The sequence below is a fragment of the Streptomyces sp. SID8374 genome, assembly GCF_009865135.1.
Lineage (GTDB): Bacteria > Actinomycetota > Actinomycetes > Streptomycetales > Streptomycetaceae > Streptomyces.
Map to the genome: position 1 here is coordinate 5,128,552 of NZ_WWGH01000001.1, position 24,252 is coordinate 5,152,803.

Annotated in this window: 17 protein-coding genes and 1 pseudogene; 10 read left to right on the forward strand and 8 right to left on the reverse strand. The window is 68.4% G+C overall.

Annotated elements, in window-relative coordinates:
* Position 1: 1 nt before the first annotated feature.
* Complete coding sequence (locus tag GTY67_RS22980) at positions 2–541, reverse strand: DUF6542 domain-containing protein (RefSeq protein WP_343238757.1); 540 nt, start codon at positions 539–541, stop codon at positions 2–4.
* 650 nt (positions 542–1,191) lie between these two features.
* Between GTY67_RS22980 and ychF the strand changes: the two genes are divergently transcribed.
* The 4 genes and pseudogenes from ychF to GTY67_RS22995 all read left to right on the forward strand — a co-directional run bounded on the left by ychF (position 1,192) and on the right by GTY67_RS22995 (position 6,783).
* The gene (ychF, locus tag GTY67_RS22985) at positions 1,192–2,280 is read left to right on the forward strand and encodes a redox-regulated ATPase YchF (protein WP_093692912.1); all 1,089 of its coding nucleotides are present in this window, start codon (positions 1,192–1,194) and stop codon (positions 2,278–2,280) included.
* 598 nt (positions 2,281–2,878) lie between these two features.
* Positions 2,879–3,118 carry a hypothetical protein gene (locus tag GTY67_RS35115; RefSeq protein WP_237502671.1) on the forward strand — a complete coding sequence of 80 codons (240 nt, stop codon included), beginning with the start codon at positions 2,879–2,881 and terminating at the stop codon, positions 3,116–3,118.
* 207 nt (positions 3,119–3,325) lie between these two features.
* Positions 3,326–4,531, forward strand: a pseudogene (locus GTY67_RS35120) (DUF2075 domain-containing protein).
* Between the two features lie 143 nt (positions 4,532–4,674).
* Entirely contained in the window at positions 4,675–6,783 is a 2,109-nt protein-coding gene (locus GTY67_RS22995) for a DUF2075 domain-containing protein (protein WP_202462299.1), read from the forward strand.
* Between the two features lie 77 nt (positions 6,784–6,860).
* On the opposite strand, the gene GTY67_RS35125 is transcribed toward GTY67_RS22995, so the two are convergent.
* From GTY67_RS35125 to GTY67_RS23005, 3 genes are all read right to left on the reverse strand, one after another.
* Positions 6,861–6,989 (reverse strand): DUF6408 family protein, encoded by a 129-nt coding sequence (locus tag GTY67_RS35125; protein ID WP_237502672.1) that lies wholly within the window; start codon positions 6,987–6,989, stop codon positions 6,861–6,863.
* A gap of 460 nt (positions 6,990–7,449) precedes the next feature.
* Entirely contained in the window at positions 7,450–7,917 is a 468-nt protein-coding gene (locus tag GTY67_RS23000) for a hypothetical protein (RefSeq protein ID WP_202461539.1), read from the reverse strand.
* A 47-nt stretch (positions 7,918–7,964) separates the two neighbouring features.
* Positions 7,965–8,603, reverse strand: coding sequence for a TetR family transcriptional regulator (locus GTY67_RS23005; RefSeq protein ID WP_161279831.1), 639 nt, complete (start codon positions 8,601–8,603; stop codon positions 7,965–7,967).
* A gap of 168 nt (positions 8,604–8,771) precedes the next feature.
* Here GTY67_RS23005 and GTY67_RS23010 point away from each other — a divergent pair, with 168 nt between their 5' ends.
* The 4 genes from GTY67_RS23010 (at position 8,772) to GTY67_RS23025 (ending at position 14,339) form a co-directional block, all read left to right on the forward strand.
* Complete coding sequence (locus GTY67_RS23010; RefSeq protein WP_161279832.1) at positions 8,772–10,514, forward strand: CocE/NonD family hydrolase; 1,743 nt, start codon at positions 8,772–8,774, stop codon at positions 10,512–10,514.
* Positions 10,515–10,673: 159 nt separating this feature from the next.
* Positions 10,674–11,111, forward strand: coding sequence for an NfeD family protein (locus GTY67_RS23015; RefSeq protein ID WP_093692904.1), 438 nt, complete (start codon positions 10,674–10,676; stop codon positions 11,109–11,111).
* Positions 11,112–11,173: 62 nt separating this feature from the next.
* On the forward strand, positions 11,174–12,271 hold the full coding sequence (locus GTY67_RS23020; protein WP_093692903.1) for an SPFH domain-containing protein: 1,098 nt from the start codon (positions 11,174–11,176) through the stop codon (positions 12,269–12,271).
* Between the two features lie 400 nt (positions 12,272–12,671).
* A complete protein-coding gene (locus tag GTY67_RS23025; RefSeq protein ID WP_161279833.1) occupies positions 12,672–14,339 on the forward strand; it encodes a DUF262 domain-containing protein in 1,668 nt (555 codons plus the stop codon).
* Positions 14,340–14,395: 56 nt separating this feature from the next.
* Here GTY67_RS23025 and GTY67_RS23030 read toward each other — a convergent pair whose 3' ends face one another.
* Complete coding sequence (locus GTY67_RS23030; RefSeq protein WP_161279834.1) at positions 14,396–17,047, reverse strand: glycosyl hydrolase family 65 protein; 2,652 nt, start codon at positions 17,045–17,047, stop codon at positions 14,396–14,398.
* A gap of 202 nt (positions 17,048–17,249) precedes the next feature.
* Entirely contained in the window at positions 17,250–18,464 is a 1,215-nt protein-coding gene (locus GTY67_RS23035; protein WP_161279835.1) for an erythromycin esterase family protein, read from the reverse strand.
* Between the two features lie 79 nt (positions 18,465–18,543).
* Between GTY67_RS23035 and GTY67_RS23040 the strand changes: the two genes are divergently transcribed.
* Positions 18,544–19,380: a TioE family transcriptional regulator gene (locus GTY67_RS23040; protein WP_161279836.1), complete on the forward strand. Its 837-nt coding sequence runs from the start codon at positions 18,544–18,546 to the stop codon at positions 19,378–19,380.
* A 28-nt stretch (positions 19,381–19,408) separates the two neighbouring features.
* Here the strand turns inward: GTY67_RS23040 and GTY67_RS23045 are convergent, their stop codons facing one another.
* Positions 19,409–20,674 carry a threonine synthase gene (locus GTY67_RS23045; protein ID WP_237502674.1) on the reverse strand — a complete coding sequence of 422 codons (1,266 nt, stop codon included), beginning with the start codon at positions 20,672–20,674 and terminating at the stop codon, positions 19,409–19,411.
* A gap of 238 nt (positions 20,675–20,912) precedes the next feature.
* Between GTY67_RS23045 and GTY67_RS23050 the strand changes: the two genes are divergently transcribed.
* Positions 20,913–22,511 carry a S8 family peptidase gene (locus GTY67_RS23050; protein WP_093692899.1) on the forward strand — a complete coding sequence of 533 codons (1,599 nt, stop codon included), beginning with the start codon at positions 20,913–20,915 and terminating at the stop codon, positions 22,509–22,511.
* An 80-nt stretch (positions 22,512–22,591) separates the two neighbouring features.
* Here the strand turns inward: GTY67_RS23050 and GTY67_RS23055 are convergent, their stop codons facing one another.
* On the reverse strand, positions 22,592–23,998 hold the full coding sequence (locus GTY67_RS23055) for a glycoside hydrolase family 18 protein (protein ID WP_161279837.1): 1,407 nt from the start codon (positions 23,996–23,998) through the stop codon (positions 22,592–22,594).
* Positions 23,999–24,252: the final 254 nt, after the last annotated feature.

The following is a 24,252-nucleotide window of genomic DNA, read 5'->3' on the forward strand; positions in this document are numbered from 1 at the left end:
GTCACCTGCCGGCCCGCGAGCGGTCGGCAGGAACGGGCCTGGCACCCGCCCCGGCAACCTTCTTGGGCACCCGGCCCGCCGCGGGCCGGGCGGCCTTCTCCGCTCCCGTACGCCCCTGAGCCAGCAGATATTGCCGCCGGGCCCGCAGATACCGGACCTTGCGTACGGTGGCGATGAGACCGGCGATCAGCGTCCCGCCGTACAGCCAGCCGGCATGCACGGCGAGCGCGGTGACCAGGGCCATGGTCTGCCCGCCGAAGCCTTCGGACCCGCCGGAGATCGGGAAGACCCCGACGGCGAAGGCGATGGGCACGCTGATCGGCGCGGTGACCAGGTCGGCGGGCCGGACCCAGAGCGCGGTGAGCGCGCTGACCGGCAGGAAGAGCAGCCCGTAGACGAGCTCGGAGCTGTCGAACAGCAGCCGGTCCAGACAGGCGAGCACGAACATGGCGAGCGCGGCGAACAGCCCGGCCCCGATCCCGGTCAGCCGGGGATTGGGAAACCGCTTCAGCGCGAGCAGCACGGGCGGCACGGCCCGCACCCGCCCGCCGACGCTCCCCGCCGCCCGGTAGACGGTGGCGTTCTCCCCGAAGGCACCCTGCACAGGCGCGACGGGAGGGGCGGACGCGGCCTGCGGGGCCGGCCTGCGCTGCGGGGGACGTGTCCTGTGCTGCTCCACGGGGACAACGTAGGTCGCGGAGCGGGAGGAATCAGGCGTTGGACACGCGCTTTGGCTGAGCTTGGCGTTGCGTTCGATGGAGTCCGGCCGAAACGAACCTGTTCGGCGGTGTACAAGGGGCGCAGGCGAGGCACATAAGGCTCGGCGAGCCGCAGCCAGGCGCACGAGGGCGAAGGCCGTACGGCTGCGAGCCACAGGGACAGGAGCCACCGCCCATGGACTGGGGCACAGGGGCGGGAGCCACAGCCCCACGGGCTCGGGGCACAGGGACAGGAGCCACCGCCCACGGACTGGGGGCACAGGAGCAGGAGCCACAGCCCCACGGACGGGGGGCACAGAGACAGGAGCCACCGCCCACGGCCTCGGGACGGCCACGGCCCTGGGTGGACCCGTGCGGGGCCGCGCGCCCCCGCCCGTAAACTGGAGAACCGGTCCACTCCGAGACCCGGCCCGAACAGCCGAGCCGGCCCCGGACGCCCCTGACCCCCTCCTCACTCCAGGAAGTCGCCAAAGTGTCGCTCACGATCGGAATCGTCGGTCTGCCGAATGTCGGCAAGTCGACCCTGTTCAACGCCCTGACCAAGAACGACGTGCTGGCGGCCAACTACCCGTTCGCCACGATCGAGCCGAACGTCGGCGTGGTCGGCGTCCCGGACCCGCGCCTGAACAAGCTCGCGGAGATCTTCAACTCCCAGAAGCTCCTGCCGGCCACGGTGGACTTCGTCGACATCGCCGGCATCGTCCGGGGTGCGTCGGAGGGTGAGGGCCTGGGCAACAAGTTCCTGGCGAACATCCGTGAGTCCGATGCGATCTGCCAGGTCATCCGCGCCTTCAAGGACGAGAACGTCGTCCACGTCGACGGCAAGGTCTCGCCCAAGGACGACATCGAGACGATCAACACCGAGCTGATCCTCGCCGACCTCCAGTCCGTCGAGAAGGCCGTCCCGCGCCTGACGAAGGAGTCCCGCCTCCAGAAGGACAAGGTCGCGGTGCTCGCCGCGGTCGAGGACGCCCAGAAGATCCTGGAGTCCGGCCAGACCCTCTTCTCGGCGGGCATCACGGCCGCCACGGAGAAGGGCAAGCTCCTGCATGAGCTGCACCTGCTCACCGTCAAGCCGTTCCTCTACGTCTTCAACGTGGACGAGGACGAGCTGGTGGACGAGGACTTCAAGAACGAGCAGCGCGCCCTGGTCGCTCCCGCCGAGGCGATCTTCCTCAACGCCAAGATCGAGTCCGAGCTGATCGAGCTGGACGACGACGAGGCCTTGGAGCTCCTCCAGTCCATGGGCCAGGACGAACCCGGCCTCGCCACCCTCGGCCGCGTCGGCTTCGACACCCTGGGCCTCCAGACCTACCTCACAGCAGGCCCGAAGGAAGCCCGCGCCTGGACCATCAAGAAGGGCGCCACGGCCCCGGAGGCGGCCGGTGTGATCCACACCGACTTCCAGAAGGGCTTCATCAAGGCGGAGATCATCTCCTTCGACGACCTGGTCGAAACAGGCTCGGTCACCGAGGCCCGCGCGAAGGGCAAGGCGCGCATGGAGGGCAAGGAGTACGTGATGCAGGACGGGGATGTGGTGGAGTTCCGCTTCAACGTGTAGCCGCTGACTTATCGCCACGTCGCTGACTGGCAAACATGCAGGTCAGATAGGGTCCGACTCTTCTGGGTCGGACCCTTGGCTTTTCCCGTGGTGGGATTGTGCCGGGATTGAGACGGGGCTGACGGTGCTGGACCGGACCGGCGTCGACCCAGACGCGTCCGCCGCTCGGTTATCGGTACGACAGTCAATACCGCCAGGTGCCCTCGGATGCATCGTCAACGCGGCCCAACGGGCTTCCGCTCCACCCCGTGGAGTTTCGAAGGTCGTGCCCCCCCATCCGCACAATCCATTTCATGCTGTCCGTGGAAAGTCCTTGTTGTTTCGCGCGTCTGCGAAAACGATCGCCGCTATGGCGCTCGGCAGTTCGCTCTATCTCCACCTCACCGAGTAGTTCATCCACATGCACGGCTACCGGCCCACCCCCTCGGAGGCGCGGTCCTGGAGCGGAGCATTCCCCCAGCTGGTCGCAGCGCTCAATGACTCGGGGCTCGGTGACGTGGAGGTCATGCTCGAGTACGCGCTCCGGATGAACAGCTAGCGGGTCGATGAGGTTCTCGCCGGGACCCACCCGCGCACGGGCGACCCCTCCTATGTTGTCGTGGAGCTCAAGCAGTGGAGCGATGTGGCCCCGGACGAGGACGACCCGGTCCTCTGCCACATCTCTTCCTGCAATCAGCCAGTCCTCAACCCCATCGAGCAGGTGCGCCTCTACTGCGAGTACCTCGTCAACTTCAACGGAGCTGTCGCCGGCCACCTGGAGAGGGGCACGGGAGTGGCCTTCCTGCACAACGCGACCGAGTTCGATGTTGCCGCACTGTGCGAGATCGAGTCCGACTAGTGGGGCTAGTTGTTCGCGGGCGACACCCGGGGCGGGTTCATCGACTACGCGCGCGCCCAGCTCAGCCCTGAGCATCCGGGCGCCGCAGCCGCTGACGCGCTGCTCGGGGGCAATACGATCCCCTCGAAGCAGCTGATGGCGGTCGCAGCGCAGGAAGCCCGTGAGAGAGCAATTCGTGCTTCTCGACGAACAGCAGGTTGCTACCGCATGGTCCGCAACGCGGTACGCAAGGCCCAGCAGTCCGACCACAAAGAGGTCGTGGTTATCACCGGTGGTCCTGGCACCGGTAAGAGCGTCATGGCGCTCTCCCTGTTCGGCGAGTTGTACCGGCGAGACATTCCGGCTCTGCGCGCGACCGGGTCCCAGTCCTTCGCCAAGACGCTGCGCAAGGTCGCGGGTGCCAGGAAGCGCGAAGTTCAGGATCTCTTCAAATACTTCAACAGCTTCATGACCGCGGAGAAGAACAGCCTTGACGCCCTGATCTGCGATGAGGCCCACCGCATCCGTGAGACATCCGCGAATCGGTACACGTCGGCCTCACGCCGGACCGGCAAGCAGCAGATCGACGAACTGATAGACGTGGCCAGAGTCCCCGACTTTCTGCCCGACGAACACCAGGTCGTGCGCCCGGGCGAGATGGGCACGGTGGAAGACATCCGAGCCGCAGCGGCACGCAGGGGGCTGAACTGCCCCGTCGTACGGCCGGACAGCCAGTTCCGCTGCGGCGGGAGCGAGGTGTACCTGCGCAGGGTGGTGCGGCTTCTGGGTCTGGAGCCCGGCGGGCCTGTGGTGTGGGACCCGGACGACCGCATGCAACTCCTGTTGGCCGACAGCCCGGAAGAGATGGAAAGCGCCCTGGACGGCCGCCGCGGTCGACGCTACAGCGCCCGCATGTCACCCGGCTACTGCTGGCAGTGGTCCCCGGAACCCAAGCCGGGACAGCCTCTTCGGATGACGTGAGGATCGGCGCCTGGGCGCGCTCCTGGAACCTGCGCGGCGACCGCTCCGTCTCCGGCGTACCGCCGTCTGCCCTGTGGGCCACGGACCCGGCGGGCTTTTGGCCAGATCGGTTGCGTCTTCACGGCCCAAGGCTTCGAGTACGACTGGTCCGGCGTCATCATCGGCCCCGACCTGCTGTGGCGCGGCGACCGATGGGTGACGGACCGTACGGCGTCCAAGGACCCGGTGTTCAAGCGCTCGACACCGGACGCCGACGTGGATCGCCTGATCCGCAACACGTACAAGGTGCTGCTTACCCGCGGAATGGTCGGCACGGTCGTTCACTCCACGGATCAGGATACGCAGGAGAAACTACGAGAACTGGTCGGTGCTGGCAGGTGCGTGGCTGTTACGGCACAGACACCCGAGCTGAACCAACAGCTTTCTCGCCGACTTGTCACCGACGTGCCATGAATCCGGGGGGGGGGAGTGGCACGTGAGCTGTCGCGCTCCCTAAGATCGCCTGTACCAATTGCGGCCCGACGGGCTTCCTCCACGCGAGGACACGCCCCCACCCGCACGAGTCACTCGTGCCCTGGGGGAACCACCTCGTGTCCATGCTCCTGTTGAGGCTGTCTGCCCAGGATTTGCTCACTCTGAACTCAAGGCGGCGAATGGTGCCGCATCTCGCCGCCAGATACCGGTACTTCCGAGGGCGCGATGTGTCCGATACAGAACGGGAGGCATGGGCCGAGAGCCTGGTCGAGTTGGCGGAAGACCTGGTCGGGGCGGAACGGGGCAACGTCGAGATGATCGTCGAGTGCGCGGCTACGGTCGACGGACCGAAGAAGGGGGAGCCACCCCTCATCGATGTCGTGCTCGTGGGCCGACACCCTGAGACGCGTCTGCCGTCGTTCCAACTCGTCGAGCTGAAGCGGTGGTCAATGGTGACGCAGGTGGAATCCGCCACCGCGAAGCTCGTGAATGTGCCGGGATACCAAAGGCCTAAGAAGCACCCTGCGTTGCAACTCAGGAACACATACCAATTGTTCACCGGAGCCCAGGGACCGCTTCGTGGCATCGCCGTCGAATGTGGCGGATTCGCATATCTGCACAATGCCACCGATGACTCGGTTCGACCGCTGCTCGATACGCTGGCGCCGACTGGAGCGTATGAGCGTGTGTACACCCGAGACAGCCGCGATCTGCTCCTTGCGGACCTCCGACGGCATTTCGCGGAGGATGGTGCGGACTCCGAGGCCGAGCAACTCCTGCGGTTCATGAACCTACGAAACACGCCGCTTCTCGACGCGATGATCAGATCTCGCGGAGAGGACACGGTGTTCACCTTGCGGGGACAGCAGAAGAGAGTGGCGGAGAGTGTTCTGCAGCGAGCCGCTCTGGTTCTCGGCCATCCCGATCAGCCCGCTCCGTCCCCGAACGCCGAAGGAGCCGTGTTCATCGTGACGGGTGGCGCAGGTACCGGAAAGAGTGCCGTGGGTCTACAGCTCAGGGCCGATTTCGAGGCTGCCGGGCAAACGGTGAAGTACGCCAGCGGCAGCCGTGCCTTCAACGGGGCGCTCCAAGAACAGGTGGGCTATACCGACAAGGAGTTCAGGGAGCGGTTCGCCTACTTCAGCCACTTCGTGACACCCCCGGCCCCTCCTTTGGACGTCCTCATCTGCGACGAGGCGCATCGTTTGAGAGAGCGGACCATCGACATGTATCAGCGAGAGGAGAAGTCGGGCAAACAGCCTCAAGTGGATGATCTGCTCGATGCCTCCCGGCTCACGGTGTTCTTCCTCGACGAGAGCCAGTCCGTGCGACCTAAGGAAGTCGGAACAGCGAGCCTGATCGAGGAAGCCGCAAGAGCGCGGGGGATCACTCCACTCCGCTATGAGCTCAGGGAGGAATGGCGCTGTGGGGGCAGTGACGCTTACATCCGCTGGGTGCGCGCCGTACTCGACATCGAGGCAGGAACCACCGAGTGGACCCCCGACGGCTTGATGCACGTCGAGGTGGCCGATAGCCCGGAAGAACTCGAGTACATCATCAAAACGGAGGCAGCGGCGGGAGCGACGGCCCGCATGGTGGCCGGCTTCTGCTGGCCGTGGACCGAGCCGGTGGGAAAGGGGAAGGCCGCACGTCTGGAGGCGGACGTGCGAATCGGTGGCTGGCACAGGCCCTGGAACGCCAAAGGTGACTCCTTCCGTGAGAACGGAGCGGCGCCCCCGTCCACGAAATGGGCAGTGCACCCGTACGGCATCAATCAGATCGGTTGCGTGTACACGGCTCAGGGCCTTGAGTGGGACTGGTGCGGGGTGATCCTTGGCGACGACATGGTGAGACGCGGCGACCGCTGGGTCTACCGCAAGGGCCAGTGGCGTAAGGACCCGGGAAGCAAGGTAAAGCGTGTCAAAGTGCCCGGTTCGTTCGATATGAAGCTTCGTGAGGGCACAGGAAGCGAGGAAGAAAGAGAGGAGCAGTTCGCCCGATGTGTGCGGCACGCCTACCACGTACTCATGACCAGGGCGAGCCGGGCGACGGTGCTGTACTCCACGGATGAGGAGACACAGGAGTATCTGAAGAGCCGCGTAGGTGACGTGCAGATACACGGTCTACGGCCCACGCGGGGAAACCTCTCTGCGGAGGCGCGGGTACCGCATCCCCCCAGCCCGAAGAGGAAGGGTGGCGACACGCCTCCAGGGCAGGAGCTGCTCTTCTGAAGGATCCTCGTCGTTTGGCGAAGCCGGACAAGCTGAAGAAGTGGTGGCGGGCTCGCCGGGCCCGCCACATGCCTGCCTCAGATGAGGTGACGTGCTGCCGCCGCCAGTGCCTCCCACACGAGGTTGGAGATCATGCTCGCGGCGGCGCCGACCAGGATCTCGCGGATCCAGGGACGACGCGCAGGCTTGTACTCGACCGGCTCCATAAGGCCCACTCCATGGTGTGAGTTCGGAATGGTAGGACCGCCCTACCGGGCATCCGCCCCATCCGTCACTCACGGCCAGCGGGCTGGACCGTGGATTCTGCCTCGTACCCTCCGGGAAGGTGCGCAGCGGTAAAAGTCTATCGCACGAGGCGCGCGCCCCTGATCGTTCAATGACCTGACACCTGGGTGAAGTTGGAGCTTGAGATCGGTTGGGACGGTTCCCTTCAGCAGTGGGAACGGCGCACAGGTTTCGATGGTCGCCGCCTGCCCGTCCACCTTGGGAGCAGACCGAACGGATACTGCCTGTCAGCGGGCGCGATGGGGCCGGCCTGGAGTGGCGAGCAGAGCTTCGGGGCCGCTGCTTTCGTGTCCGCTACAGTCCAGGCTTGCTTCTTCTGGAATTTCACCGAACGCTCCACGAGTTTGTACTGAAAGCCCTCGTGCATGATGCGATGGACTGTCAGCATGTCGTCCGGGGGGTCAATCCGGGAGTACGGGCGAAGCACCGCCACAGCGCCGTAGAACGGACGACCCGGTCGGAAGCCGGAGCGTAGCGAGGTGGGAGTGGAATATCCTCGTCGTGGAAAGCCGGTTCGGCCAGGAGCGGGCGCAGTGAGGCGGGGACGTCGTCGGGGAGGCAGGGCCGGACCTGCTCGTCGTCCGTGGCGTACGGGCTCATCTGCGACTCGTGGTCGAAGCCGCGTATGAGCACGCCGGGCGGGGTGAAGTGGACGGAGAAGTCGTCGCCCGCTCCGTTCTTCATCGAGGCCGTTTCCACGCCGGCGGGACCCTTGGTGCCGTCGAAGGTGTAGCGGCGGAACCTCGGATCGTCGCCCATCGCGGCGTTCAGAACGGACAACGCACGCACACGCGTGCGGAGTTCGGCGGGGTCCGGCAGAGCGGTTGCGGTCTCGTGCGCAGTGCTCATGACGCCATGGAAGCAGCCGTCACTGACAACCACCCGCACGTTAGCCCTCAGCCGGCTGTGGCCGCCGCCCCAGCCGCCTGCGGGACCAGCACACTCTGTACGGCCGGGCCCACCAGTGCGACGAGTGTCTCCCGTTCCGCGCCGGTCAGGGTCGGGACGCCGACGATGCCCCGTCCCACCATCAGTCCCACGAGCATCGACGACACGAGCCCCGCCCGGAGCGTCGCGTCGCCGACGTCGCGCGAGGCGATGGCGTCGACCAGCAGTCGCTCCTGGAGGAACTCCCGTAGCTGCTCGTTCGCCTGATCGTTGACGATCGAGCCCCGCAACATCGCCATCAGTGGCTCCGAGCTCCGGGCGTCGCCCTCCCAGATGTCGATGAAGGCGCGCACCACGCGTTCGCCGAGGTCGTCGTCGGTCCCCTCGAACGCCGCGCTGAAGCGCGTCAGCGCGTCCGTGGGGATGGACATGACGGCGGCGAACAGTTCGTTCTTCGACCGGAAGAACTGCATCACCAGGGACGCGTCCACCCCTGCGTCCGCCGCGACCCGCCGGATCGTGGTCGCGGTGAAGCCGTCGGTCGCGAAGCGGGCGCGGGCCGCGTCGAGGACGGCCTGGCGGGTCGTGTTCGTCCCGGGTCGGCGTCCGCGGCGCGCGGCGGTGGCAGGGCTCGTGTGCGCGGTCATGTCCTCAACGTACCTCCCGGGATCTACCTCTCGACGGGTGGATATCAACGATCGTGGAGTTAGAAACTCAACAGGGGTTGAGTTAAAAGCTCTGCGGACTTACGGTCGATTTGTTGCGCCGGAGCCGCCCGTTCCCAGGCGCAGGCGCAGAAACATGAGGAGCTCACCATGAGTGACGACCAGAGGGTGTACACGCCGTCCCAGCCGCTGGAGCCGGGGCCCCGTTACGGGATCCTCAGCGGGTTCGAGCCCGGGACCCGGACGCTGGAGGCGGGGTTCCGGATCGCGCCGCCGTTCCGGGCCCTGCCGGTCGACATCGTTCTGGAGAAGGACGTTTCGGTCACCCTGCGCGACGGCGTCACGATTCACGTCGACGTCTTCCGGCCCGCCGGGGCGGAGCGGGTGCCCGTCATCGTGGCGTGGAGCCCGTACGGGAAGGGGCAGGGCACGTCCGCCAGTGTCATGGGCATCTTCGGCATGGTCGGGCTGGACAACGGGGTCGTCTCGGGGCTGGCGAAGTTCGAGGGGCCGGACCCGGCGTACTGGTGCGCGCACGGCTACGCCATCTGCAACCCGGATATCCGGGGCGTCGTGGACTCCGAGGGCGACAGCGTCGTATGGGACCGGCAGGAGGGCCGGGACTGCTACGACCTCGTCGAGTGGCTGGCCGGCCAGGAGTGGTGCACCGGCAAGGTCGCGATGAGCGGAACCTCGTACCTCGCGGTCTCGCAGTGGTTCACCGCCGCCGAACAGCCGCCCCACCTGGCGGCGGTCAACCCGTGGGAGGGCGTGAGCGATGTCTACCGCGACCTGGTGATGCGCGGCGGCATGCCCGACACCGGCTTCGCCGAGCAACTCCAGAACAACAGCTTCTGGGGCAAGGGCCGGCGGGAGGACATCCTCGCGGAGGCCGAGCGGTACCCGCTGGTGAACGAGCTGTGGGAGAACAAGATCCCGCAGTTCGAGAAGATCACCGTGCCCGCGTACGTCGTCGCCAGCTACTCCAACACGCTGCACACCGCAGGCACCTTCCGTGCGTGGCGGCGGATGGCCTCCGAGCAGAAGTGGCTCCGCGTCCACAACAGCCAGGAATGGCCCGACTACTACGACGCGGACAACACGGAGGATCTGCGCCGGTTCTTCGACCACTTCCTCAAGGGTGAGGAGAACGGCTGGGAGCAGACGCCCCGCGTGCGCTACTCCCTCCTCGACCTCCAGGGCGGCGACCAGGTGAACGTACCGGCGGACCGGTTCCCGCCGGCGGACGTCACATCGGCGAGGTTCTACCTCGACGGGCGCTCCCGGACCCTGGCCACGGCAGCGCCCACCGCCGGGGCGACGGCGGGTTACGTCGTCGGGTCCAACCCGGACGCGGTGTCGTTCGTGACGCGCTTCGACCAGGAGACCGTGCTCGTCGGATACCCGAAGGCGCATCTGTGGGTCGAGGCGGAGGGCTCCGACGACATGGACCTGTTCCTCCTTGTCCAGAAGCTGGACGCCCACGGCACGCCGTTGCAGCAGTTCACCGTCCCCAACCAAGGCGCGATGATCCAGGATGTGACTGAGCGGGGGGCCTCGATCCTGCGGTACAAGGGCGCGGACGGACGTCTGCGCGTCTCGATGCGCCACCTGGACAAGGCCCTGTCCACCGAGGACGTTCCCGCCCACAGCTTCGACCGGGTCGAGAAGCTTTTCCACGGCGAGGTCGTCGAGGTGGAGATCGACCTGCTCCCGCTCGGGCTCGCCTTCCACCCGGGCGAACAGCTGCGCCTCGTCATCAGCGGGCGGTCGCTCCTGGGCACGATGATGCCGGGGAACCGGGAGTACGTCCCGGCCAACAGCGGCCGGCACGTCATCCACACCGGGGGTGACCACGCCTCCTACCTCCAGCTCCCGGTCAGGACCGCGTAACCCTGGCGGAGGAGGGGCGGAGCCGGGTGCCGACGCGGCGGGCGGGTCCGGGCCCATCGCAGATCGGAACCGGGAGAGAGATCGGACCCGGGGAGAAGCGGTTCCGCCCCTGAGCCGGTGGGTAAGTGACGGATAGGTCCCCTTGGGGAGGCTGATCCGATGCCGTGGTTCGCATGGTTGCTCGCCGCCGCGGCGCTTGGCGCTGCGGAGTTCTTCACCCTGACGCTGGTCTTCGGGCTGCTGGCCGGCGCCGCGCTGGTCGCCGCTGTCGTGGCCGGTGTGGGCATCGGCCTGCTCGGCCAGCTGGTCGCGCTCGCCCTGGCCGCCGTGGCGGGGCTCGTCCTCGTGCGGCCCGTCGCCCTGCGGGCCCTGGACCGCGGACCCGTCACGCATGAGGGCAGCGATGCCTTGATCGGCAAGCGGGCCGAGGTGATGCAGGAGGTGACCGCGACCCACGGCCTGGTCAAGGTCTCCGGTGAGGAATGGTCCGCCCGGGCTCTCGACGAGAGCCATGTGATCCCGGTGGGAGCGCTGGTGGACGTCATGGAGATCGAGGGCGCCACAGCTGTCGTGTACCCGCGCGAGCTTCTTCCGTGAACACGTGAAACACGTGACCACGTGAACGGCCGAACGGCTGAACACCTAGCGAGGGAGGACGCATGGACCCGGTGGTCATCCCGATTCTTGTGGCGGCGATCGTCGTTGTCTTTCTGGTTTCCGCCACGGTGCGGATCGTTCCGCAGGCGCGCCGCTACAACATCGAGCGGTTCGGGCGGTATCGCCGGACGCTCCAGCCCGGCCTGAACTTCGTCCTTCCGGTGGCGGACCGGGTCAACACCAAACTCGACGTCCGCGAGCAGGTGTACTCGTCCGACCCCAAACCCGTGATCACCGAGGACAACCTCGTGGTCAACATCGACACCGTGCTCTACTACCAGATCACCGACCCGCGAGCGGCCGCCTACGAGGTCGCCGACTATTTGCAGGCCATCGATCAGCTGACCGTGACCACGCTGCGTAACGTCATCGGCTCCATGGACCTGGAGGGGACCCTCACCTCGCGTGAGGAGATCAACGCCCGGCTCCGCGCCGTCCTCGACGATGCGACCGGCAAGTGGGGCATCCGGGTCAACCGCGTCGAGATCAAGGCCATCGACCCGCCGAACACCATCAAAGAGGCGATGGAGAAGCAGATGCGGGCCGAGCGGGACAAGCGCGCGGCCATCCTGCACGCGGAAGGCGAGCGGCAGGCCAAGATCCTCACCGCCGAGGGTACGAAGCAGAAGGACATCCTGGAGGCCCAGGGCACGCAGCAGGCCATGATCCTGCGGGCGGACGGCGAGTCCAAGGCGGTGGAGCTGGTCTTCCAGTCCGTCCACCGCAACAACGCCGACGCGAAGGTCCTGGCCTACAAGTACCTGGAGACCCTCCCGCATCTGGCGCAGAGCGACAACAACACCTTCTGGGTCATCCCGGGCGAGCTGACCGAGGCCGTCCGTGCCGTCACCAGCGCCTTCGGCGACCGGTCGGAGATGGGCTCCCCCGTCTCCGCGGAGCGCGAGCGAGAGGAAGCTGCCGACGACGCCACGCCGGACGAGGCCGGCGCTCCGGAGATCGAGGCGGACCCGACGCTCGCCCTGGACGCCGCCACGGCCGCCGACGAGGTCGCCAAGCAGGCCGCGGCGGCGGTGAGCGACGCGAAGGCCGAGGCCGAGGCGGCCGGGGAGGCCCAGCGGCCGGGACGGGCGCAGGGCTGACGCCCGTCGCCCGTGTCCGGGGGCTGAGCCGGGCAGCGGTGCCCCGGCAGTTGCCCTCATGCGATGACGGTCACCACAGAGTGAACCTACTGATAGTGACGGTGCGGCGTCCATGCCGGGGGTGTGATGGCCGAGCTTCGAACTCGCCTGACGAAGGGCCAGTTTCCGTGGAAGCTGGCCCTCCTGCCGTCATCAGGCGCAGGTGTGTGACTGCTCGCGGATTCCACGCATCGCGAGGCCCCAGTGGAGAAGCTGAAGTACCAGACACAAGAGGGCTATTTTCGGCCAATCTGCCAAGTTGTTGAGAACCTGCTCGTCCGTGCCGTGTGAGCTGCAACCCTGCTGGCTTGAAGGTTCGTTCGTGCGCGTCGCGCAGTGAAGCACTTGAGGGGAATCAAATATGTCCAGTCTGAAAGAGAAGCCTACGGCTGCGACTTTTGATGTTGAGGCCCTTGTGGCGGCCGCGTGGAATGGTGAGATCCGTGTCCCGCACTTCCAGAGAGGCTTTCGGTGGGCACGTGAGGATGTTCGGCGTCTCTTCGACAGCATCGTCAAGGGGTACCCGGTCGGCAGCCTCCTGCTGTGGGAGCGGCCTGCTGTCAAGCAGCAGGTGAGTCTGGGTGCCCTGCATTTCGATGCCCCTGCTACAGATGCGGCCCAGTGGGTCGTCGACGGGCAGCAGCGCATCACGGCTTTGGCTAACGCGCTCCACCCCTCAGGGCAGGCCGATCAGAAATTTGCCCTTTCGTACAATCTCAAGAACGGTAAGTTCATCTCGTCGCCGCCATCTGCTGATCCGATGGTCATCCCGCTCCCTATCGTCTTTGACCTTCAGCAGATCTTGAAGTGGTTCGCCAAGTATCCCGAAATTGCGGAACACCTCGATGACGCGACGAACGTGACCAAGCGGCTGCGTCAGTTCCCTATCCCTGCATACGTTGTCAAGCAAGGAAGTCCGGACGCCCTTCAGGAAATCTTCGACCGGATGAACAATTATGGGAAGAGGCTCAAGCGCGCCGAGGTGTTCTCGGCGCTCTATGCCGGTGAAGAGTCCAAGCAGGACGAGACCCTCACCATCGAGAGAATCGGTCAGGGGATCAACGTCGAGAGGCAGTTCGGCACCATCGATGACGACACTATTCTGAGGGCCATTCTGGCGAGGCGTGGTCCTGATGTGACGCGCGATATCCATCACGAGTTCGACGATGGGAAGGAGGGGCGGGATGCCGCCTTCAAGGCAGGGGAGGAGGCATTGCTTCGGGCCGTCAAATTCGTGCAGGAGGAGGCTGGCGTTCCTCACTTCCATCTCCTGCCCTACAGGTTTCTCCTGGTGGTGCTGACACGCTTCTTCGCTCACCATCCCGACCCGGGGCCTGGTGGGTTGGAGGTGCTTCGCAGGTGGTTCTGGCGGGCCGCGGTGGTCGGTCCCTATATCTTCCGTGGTAGCGCCACCGGTGCAATGAAGGCACAAACCTACAAGATTTTGCCCCACTCGACGGAGGAGTCCCTTCGCGGCCTGATCGACGTCGTGGAGCGGTCTGAGCACGCTATGCCGAATGCCGCTCGCCTGCGAACCAACGAGGGGGCCGGAAAGATCATCCTCTGCTCCCTCTGGGCTCTCGGTCCGCGTGACTTCCTGACCGGAGACACTATTGAGCAGCCACGTCTTGCTCGTGTAATTGGAGAATCCAATACGGCTGCTCCGGCCATCAGCTATATCGTCAACCCCAGGAATGTGGGGAGCAGTCAGCGTCTTTCTGCCAGCAATCGCCTGATCTTGAGCTCTGCCGCGCACCCGGCGAACGAGATCGACAGTTTGATCGCCAACCAGCCGATCCACCTGGATGACGCCGAGTGGGAGTCGGTCCTGGCATCTCATGCGGTGAATCGTGGAGTGGCCCAGCTTCTCGCCTCGGGCAACGTTGTGGAGTTCCTGCGGCACCGAGAGCAGACTGTGCAGCAGAACCTGCAGGATTTCCTCAGCGAGATGTGCGGATGGAAATTTGACAGCGTTGAGCCGCTCCTCGATCAGCTGACTGCAGAAGCCGGATCTACCGTTGAGAGCTGATCGACCTGCGGCCGGTCCTACCCTGCCGCGATGAGCTGAAAGAATGCTGCCCGCCCCTACCGCTCCGCCCCCACCCTCAGCTCCGTCACCCCCGCCGGCTTCTCCGGGTCCTCGGATCGCACCGTCAGCCGCACCTTGCGGGCCGTGTCGCCCGGCAGGTACGGGCGCCAGAAGCGGCCGTCGGCGGAGGTTTCCAACGTGTGGGACGCGGGCGGTACGTCGCTCCAGCGCGGGGTCACCGAGGTGATGCGAAGGGGGTGCGGGCCCAGGTCGACCGTCAAGGTCCCCTCCGCGCCGTCCGGGGACCAGGATGTCGTCGGGGTGCCGTCCACCGCCGCTTCCGCGTAGAGGCCGGGGGCCTCGGACGTGGCCTCCACCGGGCGGCAGCGGGCCGCGTCGGGCGTCGGGGTCAGGTCCGGGCGGCGGGTGGGGAGGGTCAGGGGCGCGGACAGTCGGCGCGGGCCCTCCGCCGTGTGGACCGTGAACGGGGTGCCCGACGTCAGGCGGACCGTGCTCGTGCGGGCGCCGATCTCGACCTCGTACGTCGCATCCCGGTACCGCAGGCCCGTCAGCCGTACGCCCTCACTCAGCTGGGGCGGCAGCAGCGGGTCCAGGTGGATGCCGTCCTCGCGCAGGCGCAGGCCCGTCAGGCCGTGGGTGAAGACCTGGAGGAAGCCGCCCTTCCCGGTCAGGAAGTCCTCGGCAGGGAAGCCGGAGAGGGGGTCCTCCGCGCCGGACTTCTCGCCGCGCGCCTCGGAGAAGAGGTCGTAGGGGCCGCGCATGAACGGGCGTACCGCGCGTTGCAGATACGTGTACGTCGAACAGCCCGGCTCCCCGATCGCCGCCGCGTCGATCGCGTGCACGGAGTCGGTCATCGCGGGGCCGTCCGGGTCGGTGCGGGCCGCGTAGTAGTTCAGGGTGGCAGCGGCGGCGCCGGGCTCCATCGGCCATTCCAGCGGGTACATCAGCAGGACCGTGTCCGCCTGCTTGATCGTGGAGCCGTTGTAGCCCGCGTACTGGAGGAAGACCTTCCGCTCCGCGTCGTACGGGATGCGGAGGCCGTCCGCCACCTCGTTCCACGCGGTCGGTGGGCGGTGGCCGAGGAGTTCGGCGGCGCGGGTCGCGTTGCGCAGGGCGGTGGCGGCCACCGCGTTGGTGAAGACGGCGTCGTCGACGCCGTTGCTGTACTCGTCGGGCCCGGCCACGTTCTTGATGGAGTAGCTGCCGTCCGCGTTCGCCGTCGCGCGGGACTGCCAGAACTCGGCGATGCCGCGCAGGAGCGGCCAGCCCCGTGCCGCAAGCCAGTCGCGGTCGCCGGTGGAAAGGTAGAACTGCCAGACGGCCAGGGACACATCGCCCTGGAGGTGATTCTGGGTCAGGCAGTGCGGCGGGTCCCAGCTCTGGCACTCGGAGTCGATACGGCCCTTGCTCGCGCTGGTCCAGGGGTAGAATAGGCCCCGGTGGCCGTACTTCTCGGCGTTCGCCCGGGCCGCGTCCCGCGTGCGGTAGCGGTACTCCACGACCGAGCGCGCCAGCTCCGGGCGGGTGGCGAGCAGCCCCGGGAACATCCACGTCTCCGCGTCCCAGAAGATCATGCCCGCGTAGTTGTCGCTGGTCAGGCCCGCCGGGGCGATGCTGTCCGCGGAGCCGCGCCGGGTGCTCGCCAGCAGGCCGTACTGGGCCGAGCGCAGCCAGCGTTGCAGCTCCGGGTCGCCGGGGGCCAGGACGTCGGCCGACCACGCCTCGCGCCACGCCGCCTCGTTCGCCGCGAAGATCCGGTCCCAGCCGCGCCGGGCCGCCCGGTGAGCCGCCTCGCGGGCGTCGTCGGCGGGGGTCGTGGAGGTCAGGGCGGTGTCGACGCCGACGTACTTCTCGAAGGTGTACGTCGTGCCCTCGCGTACCGGCGTCGGCTTCGGGGCCGTACGCGCCTCGGGGCGCAGCGTCTCCACGACCCCCGAGCCCCGGCGCATCGTCTGCGCCACCGCGCCCTCCACACCAGTGCCGAGCGTCCTGAACGTGCCGTCCTTGCGCAGCGTGATCCGGCGTGCGCCCCGGTCGTCCAGCCGGCCGGTGACCGTCGCCGTACCGCTCCATCGCGGCGTCATCCGCAGGCGTACGGCCCCGGTGTGGACGTCGGAACGGTCGGCCAGGACGTCGTACGTCAGGTCCGTGGCCCGGCCGTCCGCCGTCGTCCACCGCAGTGAGGTGCGGACGAGGCCGCAGCTGAGGAAGACCGTCTGGCGGTAGTGCGAGATCCGGCCTGCCGGAGTGTCCGCGCCGAATTTCTCGTCGCCGACTCCCACCTCGATCGTCGTCCAGCTCGGCAGCGCGGCGATCACCTCGCGGCCCTCGGAGACCGCCTTGTCCCGTGCGTAGAGCCCCGAGACGAACGCGCCGTCGTAGCGCGGCGTGTAGAGGGGCCAGCCCGTCTTCTCGCCGGTCGCGGCGTAGCCGGTGCCGGTGGCGGGGATCCGGTGGCCCAGGTAGCCGTTCCCCACGTACGGGTCATAGCCCTCCGACTCTCCGAAGCGGGTGGAGGACAAGGCCCAGGTGGGGTCCTGGCCGTCCGTGCGGCCGCAGGCGGGTACGGCGGACGGCGGCGGTTTCGGGGTGGTGGCGGCCGCCTGGGGGTGGGGCGGCAGAGGTGCGATCAGGGCGGCCGCTACCAGGGGTGCGAGTGCGAGGGCGGAGATACGCGAGAGGCTCACGGTACGAAGGTAGGGAGGCGGCGGTGGGGGCGGGCGGAACGGCACGCCCGCCCCCGGAACTTGGCGTGAACGCGCCCGCCGGATGGCCCTGTCCGCGCCGGAGTCGTCGGGTGGCCCTGTCCGTGCCGGAGCGGTCGGGTGGTTCTGTCCTTGGCGGCATCGTCGGGTGGCAGGGCTCGGACCCGTCTCCCGGATGCGGCGCTCAGACCTGCGGTACGTCCTTGACGAATACCAGGCCGTCCAGCTCCGCCAGATGCGCCGGGTCCAGGCCGAAGTAGCCGAACCAGGGGGAGACGCGGGGTGCCGGGAGCGCCTTGCCCAGCGTGGTGGCCAACCGGCGCGCGTCCACGAGGCAGCGGTCCTCCGGCAGCGCGTACAGCAGCCCCTCCACCGTCTCCGGCGGCGGGGCGTCCACCCCGTGATGCCGGATCGTGCCGAGGGCCGTGGCGAGGAAGGCGTACGCCGTCCCCAGGTGTGCTTGCACGATCGCCCCCGCGCTCCACCACTCCAGCCGCTCGCCGCCCAGCCGCATCGAACTCTTCTCCCGTTGGAGATGGCTGTTGTGGGCGAAAGCCAGGACCGGGCCGCGTGCGGCCAGGGCGAGCAGGTTCTCGGCCATCAGCTGGTCCCGTACGCCGAGCAGCCGCGTCATGCGGCCGGGTGAGGTGTCCGCCATCCAGGAGTGGTAGCGCAGCAGGCCGGTGGCGGTGCGGCCGTACAGGCGGGCGCGGTCCCACGCCTCCCGCCCGGCCGCCGCGATCAGGTGCGGGGTCCGCTCGCCGAGCAGCGACATCAAGTCGTCGGCGACCAGGCGGAGTTCCGCCGCCTCCGGCGACCGGCCGAAGGAGCGGGACGGGTCCGTCATCGCGGCCGGTTCGATCCAGCGGCCGTCGGGTCCGAGCAACTCGTCGAGTCTCCGGGCGGAGCAGGGGAGCAGGTCGTCCGCGTCCAGCCAGGACGCGAGGTGGTCGTGGAGGGCGGTGAGGGCCTGGCGGGGACTGGCAGGTCCCGTGATCTCCAGCGGGGCGTCGAAGCCTGCGAAGCGGAGGTGGTCGGAGGTGGGGCGGGCGGCGTTGTACTCCCTTGCCCACCGCACGAGTTCACGGTTGGCGGCGGACGCGCCGAACTCGTGGCTGAACCCTTGCTCCATCACCTCGTCCAGCGTGCCCGCGCCGCCGGTGACGTAGGCGTCCACGGCCAGGCCCATCAGGCAGTCGCTCTCGATGGCGATCGTCCGGTAACCCTCCTGATCGACGAGTTGCCGGAAGAGTTCGTTGCGTACGTCGAGGAGCGTGTCCTCGCCGTGCGTGGGCTCGCCCAGGGCGAGGACACGGGGGCGGGCCGGGAGCAGTTTCATGACGGCGGCTGCTTCTACGGCATGGGCGGTGGGCGCGATCCGCGCGGTGTCATTGGCCATGCATTCAACGGTATCGTTGAACCTTCGGTGGAGACTTTTACGCCGGAGCCGACAAGCAGGCCGTGATGACGGGGTTGGTGTGGGAGAGAACCTTCAAAGTCGGGTACGCCTCCGGCCCGTCGACCTCGCCCGTCCGCACGGGCTGTCCACGCAGGCCGTGCGGAACTACGAGGAGGCCGGCATCCTCCCGGCCGCCGAGCGCACCGGGAGCGGCTACCGCACCTACACCCCGCTGCACGCCCGCGCTCTGGGCACGTTCCTCTCCCTCCTTCCCGGCCACGGCCACCGGACGGCGACGGGCATCATGCGGGCCGTGAACCGGGGTGCGGCCGACGAGGCACTCCTGCTCATCGACGAGAGTCACGCCCAGCTCCTCGACGACCGGCGGACCCTGCGCGCGGTGGAGAGCGCCCTGCGTGATCTGGGGCCCGAGGTGACCGGGTCCGGGCCGCTCGAAAGCCCCGCCTGCACCGACAACCCCACCGACGTCTCCGCGGACACCCCCACCGGCACCTTCATCGGCCCCCTGGCCCGCCGTCTCTCCCTCCGGCCCGCCACCCTCCGCAAGTGGGAGGCGGCCGGGCTGGTGCGCCCGCGCCGCGACCCGCTGACCGGGTACCGGGTGTACGGCGAGGCCGACGTGCGCGATGCCCGGCTGGTCCACCAGCTGCGGCGCGGCGGCTACCTGCTGGAGCAGATCGCCCCGCTGATCGCCCAGGTCCGGGCGGCCGGCGGGCTGGAATCCCTGGAGGCAGCCCTCGGCGACTGGCACTCCCGGCTCGCCGCCCGCGGCCGCGCGCTGCTGTCGGGGGCCGCGGAGCTGGACGCGTACCTGCTGGAGCGGGAGGCGCCGGACGCCGCGTACGTGCAGGGGCTGAGCACACCGGACGCCGCCTCCCCACGCGCCGCCTCCTGACGCCCGCCTCCCCACGCCCCGCCGCCCCCTAACCCGCCATCCCCGTCTTCACCCCCGCCCCGCACAACGGCACCACCACGCTCCCCGGCGGCCGGTGTGCCGAGCCGTCCCGTACCGCCGCCCAGCACGCCACCCCCGTCGTCTCGACGTAGAAGCCGCGTGCCGCCAAGTCCCGCTGGGCGTCCCTGATCTGGTCCTCCGTCACCGTCAGGAACGTGCCGCCCGACGCCCGCACCGCCGCCAGGATCTGCCGGGCGCGCGGCGGCCGCGGGATCGCGATGCCCTCCGCCAGCGTGGGCGCGGCCTCCGCAGAGGCAGCGGCGCCCAGCCCGACGCTCAGGTCACCCGGCGCGGCCTCCCCAGGCCCAGCGGCGCCCAGCAGGTCACCCGACGCGGCCTCCCCAGGCCCAGCGGCGCCCAGCCCGACGCGTGGGTCACCCGACGCGGCCTCCCCAGCGGCAGCGGCACCCCCATCCGCCACCAGATCCTCCGCCCCCGCCCCGAACGCGGACGCCAGCGGCGACACCGCCTCCGCCTGTACCGCCACGAGCCGCGGCCGGGTCGTGATCAGCCCCAGCGCGTACAGCTCCTCCGTGGCGAGGGCCGCGCCCAGGAGCAGGGTGCCGTTGCCGACCGGGACCACCAGGGTGTCGGGGAGGCGGCCGCCCAGGTCCTCCCAGAGCTCGTACACGTACGTCTTCGTGCCGTGCAGGAAGTACGGGTTGAAGACATGCGAGGCGTAGAAGACCCCCGGCTCGTCCGCCGCCGCGCGGGCCGCCAGCGCCGTCGCCTCCCGGCCGCCGGGGATAGTCACCAATCGCGCCCCGTGGGCCCGGATCTGCTCGGTCTTCTTGGGGGACGTGCCCTCGGGGACGTACACCGTGCAGGGCAGCGCCGCCCGTGCGCAGTACGCGGCGATCGACGTGCCCGCGTTGCCGCTGCTGTCGGCCACCACCCGGTCCGGGTTCAGCCGGCGGGCCAGCTCCACGAGCATCACCGCGCCCCGGTCCTTGAAGGAGAGCGTCGGCATCAGGTAGTCCAGCTTGGCCGAGACGGAAGGCGTCAGGGGGACGAGCGGGGTGCGGCCCTCGCCGAGGGAGACCTCCGGGGCGGAGAGCGGCAGGTTCTCTTCGTAACGCCAGAGTGAATTGGCACGTCCGGGAAGCACATTCAGGGTGAGTCCGGGGGGCGGCCGGAAGTCCAGGTTCCACGGGCCTCGGCAGACCGGACAGCGCCAGGTCAGGGCGGAAGTGGGGGAGCGGGTTCCGTCCTGGGGGCAGTGATAGGTGGTCATGGCCGCCAGGATGTCAGGCATATGGCAGATGAATGGCGTGCGTATGGCGTGGCCCAAGGCACCCTTGTGGGTTTGCCATGGATCGGTCAATCTTTCGCTGGCAGCAGGGCATGCCGGTCACGGACGACGCGGAAAGCGGAGCGTTCGGACGGCTGATTTGTCATGCCCCTGTCGGGAGCCTCGCGCGGCTCCGGCACCACCCCCCACCAGCGCACCGCCTATGAGGAGGACCCCTCACATGTCAGTGATGCGTCACACCCCCCATGCACGTCGAAGACTCGCCGCGGCGACCGTCATAGCCACCGCAGCCGCCGTCGCCCTCGCCACCGCCGGTACCCTCCCGGCGACCGCGGCCGAGAGCGCACCCGAAGGCGTGATTCTGAACGCGGGCGCCCCGGGCACCATCAGCGACAGCTACATCGTCACGCTGAAGGACTCGGCCGCGAGGTCGGACTCCGCCCAGGGCAAGGCCCTCGCGAAGAAGTACGGCGCGAGCATCGAACGCACCTACCGCTCGGCCCTCAACGGCTACGCGGTCGAGGCCACCGCAGCGGAGGCGAAGAAGTTCGCCGCCGACCCGGCCGTCGCGTCCGTCTCGCAGAACCGCACCTTCACGGTCTCCGCCACCCAGAACAACCCGCCCTCCTGGGGTCTGGACCGCATCGACCAGCGGAACCTCCCGCTGGACCAGCGCTACACCTACCCCGACAAGGCCGGCGAGGGCGTCACCGCCTACGTCATCGACACCGGGGTACGGATCAGCCACAGCGACTTCGGCGGCCGGGCCTTCAACGGCTACGACGCCATCGACAACGACAACGTGTCGCAGGACGGCCACGGCCACGGCACACATGTGGCGGGCACCGTCGCGGGCACCGCCTACGGCGTCGCCAAGAAGGCGAAGATCGTCGGCGTCCGGGTGCTGAACAACCAGGGCTCGGGCACCACCGCCCAGGTCGTCGCGGGCATCGACTGGGTGACGGCCAACGCCGTCAAGCCCGCCGTCGCCAACATGAGCCTCGGCGGCGGCGCGGACTCGGTCCTCGACGCGGCCGTGCGCCGCTCCATCGCCTCCGGCATCACCTACGCCGTCGCGGCGGGCAACGAGTCCACCAACGCGAACACGAAGTCCCCGGCGCGCGTCGAAGAGGCCATCACGGTCGGTTCGACGACCAACACCGACGCCCGCTCCAGCTTCTCCAACTTCGGTGCGGTCGTGGACATCTTCGCGCCCGGTTCCTCGATCACCTCGACGTGGAACACCAGCGACAGCGCCACGAACACGATCTCCGGTACGTCGATGGCCAGCCCGCACGTCGCCGGCGCGGCCGCGATCTACCTCGCCGACAACCCGGGCTCGACCCCCGCCCAGGTCTCCGCCGGTCTCGTCGCGGCCGCCACCCCGGGCGTCGTCGGCAACCCGGGCACCGGCTCGCCCAACCGCCTCCTGTACGTGGGCGCGGGCGGCACCACCCCGCCGGACCCGGACCCGGGCAAGAAGTTCGAGAACACCACCAGCTACCCGATCAACGACAACTCCACCGTCGAGTCGCCGATCACGGTCACCGGGATCACCGGCAACGCCCCGTCGGCGCTGAAGGTCCCGGTCAACATCTCGCACACCTACATCGGTGACCTGCGGATCGACCTGGTCGCGCCCAACGGCACGGTCTTCAACCTGAAGGCGTTCGGCTCCGGCGGCAGCGCCGACGACGTGGTGACCACGTACACGGTCAACGCCTCCTCCGTCCCGGCGAACGGCACCTGGAAGCTCCGGGTCGCCGACAACTGGACGTACGACACCGGCCGGATCAACAGCTGGGGTCTGCACTTCTGATCCCCGCGCAGCCATGGTGAACCGGTGACATGACGTCGGGGCGGTCGCAGCATCACGCGACCGCCCCGACCCCGTTTCCGCTAGCGCCGGTTGAGCCCGCGGTCGACGGTGGCGACCAGCTCACCGTCGTCCGTGTCCCCGTCCAGCGACCAGAACATCGCGCCGCCCAGGCCCTTGTCCCGGATGTACGAGGTCTTGGCGCGCAGCACCTGCGGGTCGTCGTACGTCCACAGGGTGGTCCCGTCGAAGAGCCAGGCGTGGCCGTTCTTCGTGTCCCGGTGGACCTTGAACGTGCCGGACCGGGCCAGCTTCTTCAGAACCTTGTAGTCCTCGTAGCCGTTCGCCCAGGTGGCCGGAGCCGGGCCGGTGGCCGGCTGGCCGAGGCCCTTGCCGCCGCCGCTCACTCCGGTCCAGCCCTGGCCGTACGTCGGCATGCCCACCACGAGCTTGTGCTTGGGCGCGCCGCGCTTGATCCAGTCCCGGACCGTCCGGTCGACGCTGAAGTCGTTCTTCGCGTACAGCGCCGACTGCTGGGCCGTCTTCTTCTCGCCCGACACGTGGTAGTCGTAGCCCTGAAGGTTGACGAAGTCGAAGTCCTTCATGAGGCGCTTCACGTCGAAGCCCGCGTCGATCGCCTTCGGGTTGGCCGGGACGTACGCCGACAGGTCGTAGTGCTTGGGCTTCGGCTTGTGGTGTCCGTGGCCCTTGCCCTGCGCGGACTTGGCCGCCTTCGCCCGGCTCTTCGCGTACGCGTCCAGCTGGGTGCGGAACTCGCTGATCAGAGCGGTGAAGTTCTTCTTGTCCTCCGGACGGAAGACCGTGCCCTCGTTGGCCGCCGAGCCGGGCCACTCCCAGTCGACGTCGATGCCGTCGAAGACGCCGGCCGCCGCGCCCTGGCCGCCGCGCACCCCGTCCACCGGCAGGTTGCCCTTGATGTACAGGTCGATGCAGGAGGCGACGAGCGCCTTGCGGGAGGCCGCCGTGCGCACCGAGTCGGAGAAGTGGGTGGACCAGCTCCAGCCGCCGAGCGAGATCATGACCTTGAGGCCGGGGTTCTTGGCCTTCAGCTTGCGGAGCTGGTTGAAGTTGCCCGCGAGCGCCTGGGTGTCGGTGTCGGCGACGCCGTCCACCGAGTTCGCCGCGTCGAGGGGGCGGGCGTAGTCCGCCCAGGCGTCGGCCTGGCCGGCGATGTTGCCGGTGAAGCACTTGCCCTCGGCGCTGACGTTGCCGAAGGCGTAGTTGATGTGGGTCAGCTTGGCCGCGGACCCGCTGGTCTGGAGGTCGTTGACCTGGAAGTCGCGCCCGTAGACGCCCCACTGGGTGAAGTAGCCGATGTTCTTGTACGCGGGCCTGTGCTGGCCCTTGGAGCGGTCGCCGCCGTTGTTCCGGCCGTGGTCCGCGCCGGCCATGGCGGCCGGGGCGGCACTCGCCAGCAGGGCGAAGGTGACGCCCGCGATGGTCAGTCGGGACAGGTTTCTTCGGGGCATGAGGCTCGTTCCTGTGCGAGATCCGGTGCGGAAGGGACATGCGGATGCGGAAGGGACATGCGGAGCCGTGCTGTGCACAGGAAGGTATTGGTCTGGACCAAAAACGGTCAAGGGGTGGGGAGTTGCGGGCCGTCGCGGCCGTGTCGATCGCCGCGATCCGGGGCATGGATGGGCATGGATTGGCCGGGAACCACTCTGGCGCCCACGGCCGGTCCATGCATGATCCGCCGCACTGTCATCACATTGAGTGAAAC

What these genes read in the sequence shown, in the direction of transcription:
- GTY67_RS23025 (WP_161279833.1), top strand. Translation starts at nt 12,672, where the DNA reads ATGTCCAGTCTGAAAGAGAAGCCTACGGCTGCGACTTTTGATGTTGAG.
- GTY67_RS23005 (WP_161279831.1), bottom strand. Translation starts at nt 8,603, where the DNA reads ATGACCGCGCACACGAGCCCTGCCACCGCCGCGCGCCGCGGACGCCGA.
- GTY67_RS23050 (WP_093692899.1), top strand. Translation starts at nt 20,913, where the DNA reads ATGTCAGTGATGCGTCACACCCCCCATGCACGTCGAAGACTCGCCGCG.
- GTY67_RS35125 (WP_237502672.1), bottom strand. Translation starts at nt 6,989, where the DNA reads ATGGAGCCGGTCGAGTACAAGCCTGCGCGTCGTCCCTGGATCCGCGAG.
- GTY67_RS23045 (WP_237502674.1), bottom strand. Translation starts at nt 20,674, where the DNA reads ATGACCACCTATCACTGCCCCCAGGACGGAACCCGCTCCCCCACTTCC.
- GTY67_RS23055 (WP_161279837.1), bottom strand. Translation starts at nt 23,998, where the DNA reads ATGCCCCGAAGAAACCTGTCCCGACTGACCATCGCGGGCGTCACCTTC.
- GTY67_RS23000 (WP_202461539.1), bottom strand. Translation starts at nt 7,917, where the DNA reads ATGAGCACTGCGCACGAGACCGCAACCGCTCTGCCGGACCCCGCCGAA.
- GTY67_RS23015 (WP_093692904.1), top strand. Translation starts at nt 10,674, where the DNA reads ATGCCGTGGTTCGCATGGTTGCTCGCCGCCGCGGCGCTTGGCGCTGCG.
- GTY67_RS23020 (WP_093692903.1), top strand. Translation starts at nt 11,174, where the DNA reads ATGGACCCGGTGGTCATCCCGATTCTTGTGGCGGCGATCGTCGTTGTC.
- GTY67_RS23010 (WP_161279832.1), top strand. Translation starts at nt 8,772, where the DNA reads ATGAGTGACGACCAGAGGGTGTACACGCCGTCCCAGCCGCTGGAGCCG.
- GTY67_RS22995 (WP_202462299.1), top strand. Translation starts at nt 4,675, where the DNA reads ATGCTCCTGTTGAGGCTGTCTGCCCAGGATTTGCTCACTCTGAACTCA.
- GTY67_RS23035 (WP_161279835.1), bottom strand. Translation starts at nt 18,464, where the DNA reads ATGGCCAATGACACCGCGCGGATCGCGCCCACCGCCCATGCCGTAGAA.